This window comes from Blastomonas sp. UPD001 (assembly GCF_003426715.1).
GTDB lineage: Bacteria > Pseudomonadota > Alphaproteobacteria > Sphingomonadales > Sphingomonadaceae > Blastomonas.
On the sequence record NZ_QKVT01000001.1, the window covers coordinates 1576653 to 1582202 of the forward strand.

Below are 5550 nucleotides of genomic sequence, written 5' to 3' on the forward strand. Positions count from 1 at the left end.
TTGGAGCGAAATCGGCCGATCGCTGCTCGAGCTCGACGGCGAGACGCTGCTGCTGATCGACCCCGATTACATGGTCAATCCCGCCACGCGCCGCGCCGCCTGACCCGTGGCGCTGCACCCGGTCGGCCACAAGCTTTTTGCGCCGTTAAGCTGCTGCTTACCAATGGGCCATACAGTCGCGGGCAGCGCATGAGCCGCAGGGAGGCTGCTTTGATGAAAACGTGTCTGGTCGTCGATGACAGCAAGGTGATCCGCAAGGTTGCGCGGCACATTCTGGAAACGCTGGATTTTGCCGTGTCCGAAGCCGCCGATGGCAGCGAGGCGCTCGACCATTGCGGCCGCTCGATGCCCGATGTCGTCCTGCTCGACTGGAACATGCCGGTGATGGGCGGAATGGAATTTCTCTGCGCGCTGCGCAAGGAAGAGGGCGGAGATCGCCCCAAGGTCGTGTTCTGCACCACCGAAAATGGCCGGGGCCATATCCAGGCGGCCATCGAGGCCGGGGCCGACGAATATGTGATGAAACCGTTCGACCGCGAGACGCTCCACAGCAAGCTGCAAATCGTCGGCTGCGCCTGAGCAGCGGGGGGAGGATAGCGGCCATGCCGGGGGCAGGACAGCGGGCGACCGTCCGATCGGGATTTCACCGGCCGGTGCCGCACGACGCGGTGAGCCGCGTGCTGATCGTCGATGACAGCCTGGTCACCCGGTCGATCATCCAGCGCATCGTCGAATCATTGCCCGGCTTCGAGGTCGCCGCCAGCGTCGCGTCGGCCGGGGCCGCGCTCGAGTTTCTGCGCGACGCCAGCGCCGATATCATCATCCTCGACATCGAGATGCCCGACCGCAACGGGCTGGACGCGCTGCCCGATCTGCTCGAGCGCAGCGACCAGGCGTGCATCCTGGTCCTTTCCTCGCACTGCGGCGACGGTGCCCCGGCGAGCATCCGCGCGCTGGCCCTGGGCGCGAGCGACACGCTGCCCAAACCCGACCGCCAGTTCTATTCGCGCGAATTCGTCGCCGCGTTGCACGGACGGCTGCAATCGCTCGCCGATGGCCGACGCACGCGGCATGATCCGACGCCGGTCGTGCTCGCCCGGCCCGCCGCCTCGCTCTGCCCGCTCCAGTGCATCGCCATTGGCTCCTCGACGGGCGGAATTCCCGCAATCCACCAGCTGCTCACCGCGCTCGACCCGCGCGTCGACGCGCCGATCCTGATCACCCAGCACCTGCCGACCGAGTTCATGCTGCATTTCGTGCGGCATATCGACGAACTGGGGCTGCGCCCGACGAGCATGGCGGTCCAGGGGGCACGGCTGCAGCGCGGGCATATCTATTGCGCGCCCGGCGACGCGCATCTGGGTCTGGAACGGGCCGACGGGCATGTGCGGATCGACCTGCTCCCCGATTGGCCTGCCACCGCCTACAAGCCATCGGTCGATCCGATGATGCACGCGGTCGCGCGCTGCTTTGGCGCGAGCGGCGCCGGGGTGATGCTGAGCGGCATGGGATCGGACGGACTGGCCGGCGCTCGCGCGCTCGCCGAACAGGGGGCGCCGATTTATGCGCAGGATATCGAAACGAGTACCGTCTGGGGCATGCCCGGCAGCGTCGCACGCGCAGGGCTGGCAAGCGTGATCCTGCCGCCTGCCGGGATTGCCCGCTTCATCGCCGATTGCTGGCTGGAGGACGCCGCATGATCCATAGCCAGCCCGCCGCCGATGCCACGCGCATCCTCGCCGGCCTTCTGGAGACGCGCACCGGCCAGCAGATCGCGCCGAGCCGCTACTGGCGCATCCAGACCGCGCTCGCGCCGCTGCTGAAGCAAAATGGCATCCCCGATCTCGACGCGCTGGTCGCGGTGCTGTCCGATCCGGACAACGAGCGGCTGCTGCAGGAATGCCTCGAGTTGATGCTCAACAACGAGAGCTTCTTCTTCCGCGACATCGCGCTGTTCGCGACCTTGCGCAGCGAAGCCCTGCCACAGCTGCGCGAGCGCCGCGCCGCGCGCAAGTCGCTGCGCATCTGGTGCGCGGGCTGCTCGACCGGCCAGGAGGCCTATTCGGTCGCGATGCTGATCGATAGCGACCGCGATCTGTGGGAGGGCTGGACCATCGAGATCATCGGCACCGACATCTCGGCTTCGGTCATCGCCAAGGCCCGGTCGGGCCGGTACACCCAGTTCGAGATCCAGCGCGGGCTGTCGGTCGATTACATGCTGCGCTATTTCACCCAGGACGGCGAGGATTGGGTGATCGACCCGCGGTTGCAGCAGATCGTGCGCTTCCAGGAGGAAAATATCCTCAAGCCGCGCACCGAAAAGGGCCAGTTCGACATCATCCTGTGCCGCAACGTGCTGATGTATTTTGCGCCCGAGACCCGGTCGATCGCCTATGCCAAGCTCGAACAGGCGCTGCAGGATGACGGCCTTCTGATGCTGGGCGCCGCCGAAACGGTGATGGACCAGACCACGCTGTTTTCCACCGCGCGCGAGATGCGCGGGCTACACTGCAAGGCGGTGCCGGGCCGGACCGGTGCTTCCGTTCTGCCGCCACCGCTCGCCTGACCCTTCGCATACGCAGCAAAGTGCTGTTCTGCGCGGGCATTTGCCCTATGCCTGCGCGCATGCAGCCCGATTCGCATCCTGAAGACCTGCCCGAACGCGGCTTTGGCCGGATCGACTGGGCCGTGGCGGTGATGATGATGCTGCTCTGGGGCTTCAACATCATCGCGATGAAATCGGCCGTGGACAGCGCCGGCGCGCTGCCCGGCGCGTTCCTGCGCCAGGCGATCGTCGCGCTGGTCTGCCTGCCCTTCCTGCGCATCGTGCCGGGGCGGATGAAGCTGATCGGCGTTCTGGGCGTGCTCAGCGGCGGGCTGTTCTATGTCGCGGTCGGCCTGTCGCTCAAGGTGACCAACAATGTCAGCGCGCTGGCGATTGCGGGCCAGCTCGGTGTTCCCTTCTCGCTGATCCTTGCGGTCATCTTCCTCAAGGAAAGGATCGGCATTCCGCGCCTGATCGGCATCGTGCTGGCGCTGTTCGGCGTACTGCTGCTGGTGTTCGATCCGGCGGCGGGCAAGGAGCTGCCCGCGATCGCGATCTCGGCCGTGGGAAGCCTGATCTGGGCGACCGCGACGCTGATCCAGCGCAATCTCGGCGGCATTGGCGTGCTCAACATTAGCGGCTGGCTGGGGCTGATCGGTTCGCTGGTGATCCTGCCCTTCGCCTTCCTGCTCGAGCCTGCCGGCATGGCCAAGCTGCCGCACCTGACGCTCGAGACCTATGCCTGGACCGCCTATGCCGCGATCGGATCGAGCATCGGCGGCCATGGCGCGATGGTCTGGCTGCTCCAGCGGCACAGCGTCTCGACTGTCAGCCCGCTGACCATCCCCACCCCGGTCATCTCGGTCGCCTTCGCCACCTGGTGGTTCGGCACACCGCTGACCTGGCTGATGATCGCGGGCGGATTGATCGCGCTGCTGGGGGTCTCTATCGTGGCCATCCGCAACGCCCAGAAGGCACGCGAGCTCGCCAAGGCGCGGCTGATGAAGGAAGGGACCAGATCTTGATCGACACCCCGTCGCCGAACTTTGACGAACGCAAGCTGCCGATCACCATGCTGGTGCTGCACTTTACCGGGATGCAGGACGCGCCCTCGGCGATCGAATGGCTCGCCAATCCGGCGTCCAAGGTCTCCGCGCATTATGTCGTGACCGAGGACGGCCAGATCATCCGCATGGTCGATGAGGGCAGCCGCGCCTGGCATGCCGGCCGATCGCTCTGGCGCGGCATTACCGATGTGAACAGCGCCAGCATCGGGATCGAGATCGTCAACCCGGGGCACGAATTCGGCTATCGGCCCTTCCCCGAAGAGCAGATGTCGGCGCTGATCCCGCTCGTCGCGGACATTGTCGACCGGTACAATATCCCGCGCGCCAATGTCGTGGGGCACAGCGACGTCGCGCCCGCGCGCAAGCAGGACCCGGGCGAGCTGTTCGACTGGCAAAGGCTCGCGCGTGTGCGCCTCGCGCTGCCCATCCCCGACGGGCGGCTGGTCGATCCGTACTGGAGCGACGGTGCGTTCATGCTCGCGCTCGAGCGCTTCGGTTATGATATTTCCGATGGCAGGGCTGCGACCACCGCCTTCCAGCGACGCTGGCGGCCCGGCACGATCACCGGCGAGATCGACGGCGAATGCCGCGCGATCCTGTTCGCGCTGCTGCTCGACCGCGACGCGGGGCGCACGCGCTGATTGCGCTTTGCCTCGTTCCGCGCTAGGCCGCGCGCAGCCAGAGGGTCGGGCAGCCGCGGGTCATGCAAATGGCGCGAGGAAAGTCCGGGCTCCACGAAACAGGGATGCCGGGTAACGCCCGGCGGGGGCGACCCCAGGGACAGTGCAACAGAAAGCAGGTTGCCGTTAGCTTCGGCCCGGTAACATTGAAAGGGTGCGGTAAGAGCGCACCGCGCGGCCGGCAACGGTTCGCGGCACGGTAAACCCCATCCGGAGCAAGACCGAATAGGGGCGGATTTGGCGATACGGTTTCCGCTTGTCGGAGGCGCGTCCCAGGGGAGTTTCGGCCCCTTGCCGCCCGGGTTGGTTGCTTGAGCGGTGCAGCAATGCCCCGCCTAGAGGAATGGCTGCCCATGACCGGCAACGGTCAGGACAGAACCCGGCTTACAGACCCTCTGGCGATTATCTGGGGATCGGCGCGGCAGGGCCGCCAGGCGCGATGGCGCCGCGAAGGCCTCAGAGCGAGGCGAGCACCAGCTTCGACGGCACCGAATAGTCGATCGAAGCCGGGGCCTGTTCCAGCTCGTTCAGATCGCACTCGGCAAAATCCCGCGCGGCATCGTCGCCGGCATAAGCCTGCGATCCGAGCGCGAACGTCGCCATCATCGCGATGGAGAGCATGGCTGCGAACATCAACTGGCGGCTCATGACGGACTTCCCTGAAACGTCTTCAATTGCAATCTATGCTGCGAATGCGAGATAGATAGCAGGGCAAAGCTTTCAAGACCCTTAGCGTTCGACGAACGACATGGCGTATCGATGAAGCGTGGAGCGACATTGCGCATTCGCGCCGCCGCCTGTAGCTTTCTCCCGCAAGATCAGGGGGATCGGCATGCGCAAGGCAAAGTCTCTGGGTCGTTATCTGCTCGCCGGGGCGGCGCTGGCGATGATGGTGATCGTCCCTTCCGGAGCCAGCGCGCAAGCATCCGCGACCAAGCCGAGCGCCGGGCGCAAGGAATGCGGTGCGGCGGCGCAGACGCAGCGGGTGGCGCTGCTGATCGGCAATGGCGGCTATGACGGGGCCGACTGGGACGGGCTGGACAATGCGGCCAATGATGTCGAGCGGCTGTGCGATGTCTTCGCCCAGGCCGGGTTCCGGGTGATCCGGCTGGTCGATGTCAACGCTGCCGCTGCGCGCAGGGCCGTCGACGAGTTTGCATCGCTCTCCGCTTCGGCCGATACCGCGCTGATATATTATGCCGGCCATGGCTTCGAATTTGGCGGAGAGAATTATCTCGTCCCGGTCGATGCCCCGCGA

General features: G+C 66.0%; 7 protein-coding genes and 1 other RNA gene. 7 read left to right on the plus strand and 1 reads right to left on the minus strand.

The features are described from left to right. Nucleotides 1-213: 213 nt before the first annotated feature. The 6 genes from DM995_RS08035 (at nt 214) to rnpB (ending at nt 4695) form a co-directional block, all read left to right on the plus strand. Nucleotides 214-579, plus strand: coding sequence for a response regulator (locus DM995_RS08035; protein ID WP_023836427.1), 366 nt, complete (start codon nt 214-216; stop codon nt 577-579). Nucleotides 580-602: 23 nt separating this feature from the next. Continuing rightward, nucleotides 603-1700 carry a chemotaxis protein CheB gene (locus DM995_RS08040; RefSeq protein WP_116969087.1) on the plus strand — a complete coding sequence of 366 codons (1098 nt, stop codon included), beginning with the start codon at nt 603-605 and terminating at the stop codon, nt 1698-1700. Continuing rightward, nucleotides 1697-2566 (plus strand): CheR family methyltransferase, encoded by an 870-nt coding sequence (locus DM995_RS08045; protein ID WP_023836425.1) that lies wholly within the window; start codon nt 1697-1699, stop codon nt 2564-2566. The genes DM995_RS08040 and DM995_RS08045 overlap by 4 nt, the downstream gene beginning before the upstream one ends. A gap of 59 nt (nt 2567-2625) precedes the next feature. Further along, nucleotides 2626-3570 (plus strand): DMT family transporter, encoded by a 945-nt coding sequence (locus tag DM995_RS08050; protein ID WP_031317588.1) that lies wholly within the window; start codon nt 2626-2628, stop codon nt 3568-3570. Between the two features lie 47 nt (nt 3571-3617). Continuing rightward, nucleotides 3618-4253, plus strand: coding sequence for an N-acetylmuramoyl-L-alanine amidase (locus tag DM995_RS08055; protein WP_232824493.1), 636 nt, complete (start codon nt 3618-3620; stop codon nt 4251-4253). A gap of 37 nt (nt 4254-4290) precedes the next feature. Next, nucleotides 4291-4695: RNase P RNA component class A (gene rnpB / locus DM995_RS08060), an RNA gene on the plus strand. Between the two features lie 53 nt (nt 4696-4748). Here the strand turns inward: rnpB and DM995_RS08065 are convergent. Beyond that, nucleotides 4749-4940, minus strand: coding sequence for a hypothetical protein (locus DM995_RS08065; RefSeq protein ID WP_116969089.1), 192 nt, complete (start codon nt 4938-4940; stop codon nt 4749-4751). A 184-nt stretch (nt 4941-5124) separates the two neighbouring features. On the opposite strand from DM995_RS08065, the gene DM995_RS21765 reads away from it, so the two are divergent. Then, nucleotides 5125-5550: caspase family protein (locus DM995_RS21765; protein WP_198669296.1), on the plus strand; the 426-nt coding region annotated here is incomplete at its 3' end.

Coding starts and splice junctions, on each gene's coding strand:
- DM995_RS08045 (WP_023836425.1), top strand. CDS start 1,697: ATGATCCATAGCCAGCCCGCCGCCGATGCCACGCGCATCCTCGCCGGC.
- DM995_RS08050 (WP_031317588.1), top strand. CDS start 2,626: ATGCAGCCCGATTCGCATCCTGAAGACCTGCCCGAACGCGGCTTTGGC.
- DM995_RS08065 (WP_116969089.1), bottom strand. CDS start 4,940: ATGAGCCGCCAGTTGATGTTCGCAGCCATGCTCTCCATCGCGATGATG.
- DM995_RS08055 (WP_232824493.1), top strand. CDS start 3,618: ATGCTGGTGCTGCACTTTACCGGGATGCAGGACGCGCCCTCGGCGATC.
- DM995_RS08040 (WP_116969087.1), top strand. CDS start 603: ATGCCGGGGGCAGGACAGCGGGCGACCGTCCGATCGGGATTTCACCGG.
- DM995_RS08035 (WP_023836427.1), top strand. CDS start 214: ATGAAAACGTGTCTGGTCGTCGATGACAGCAAGGTGATCCGCAAGGTT.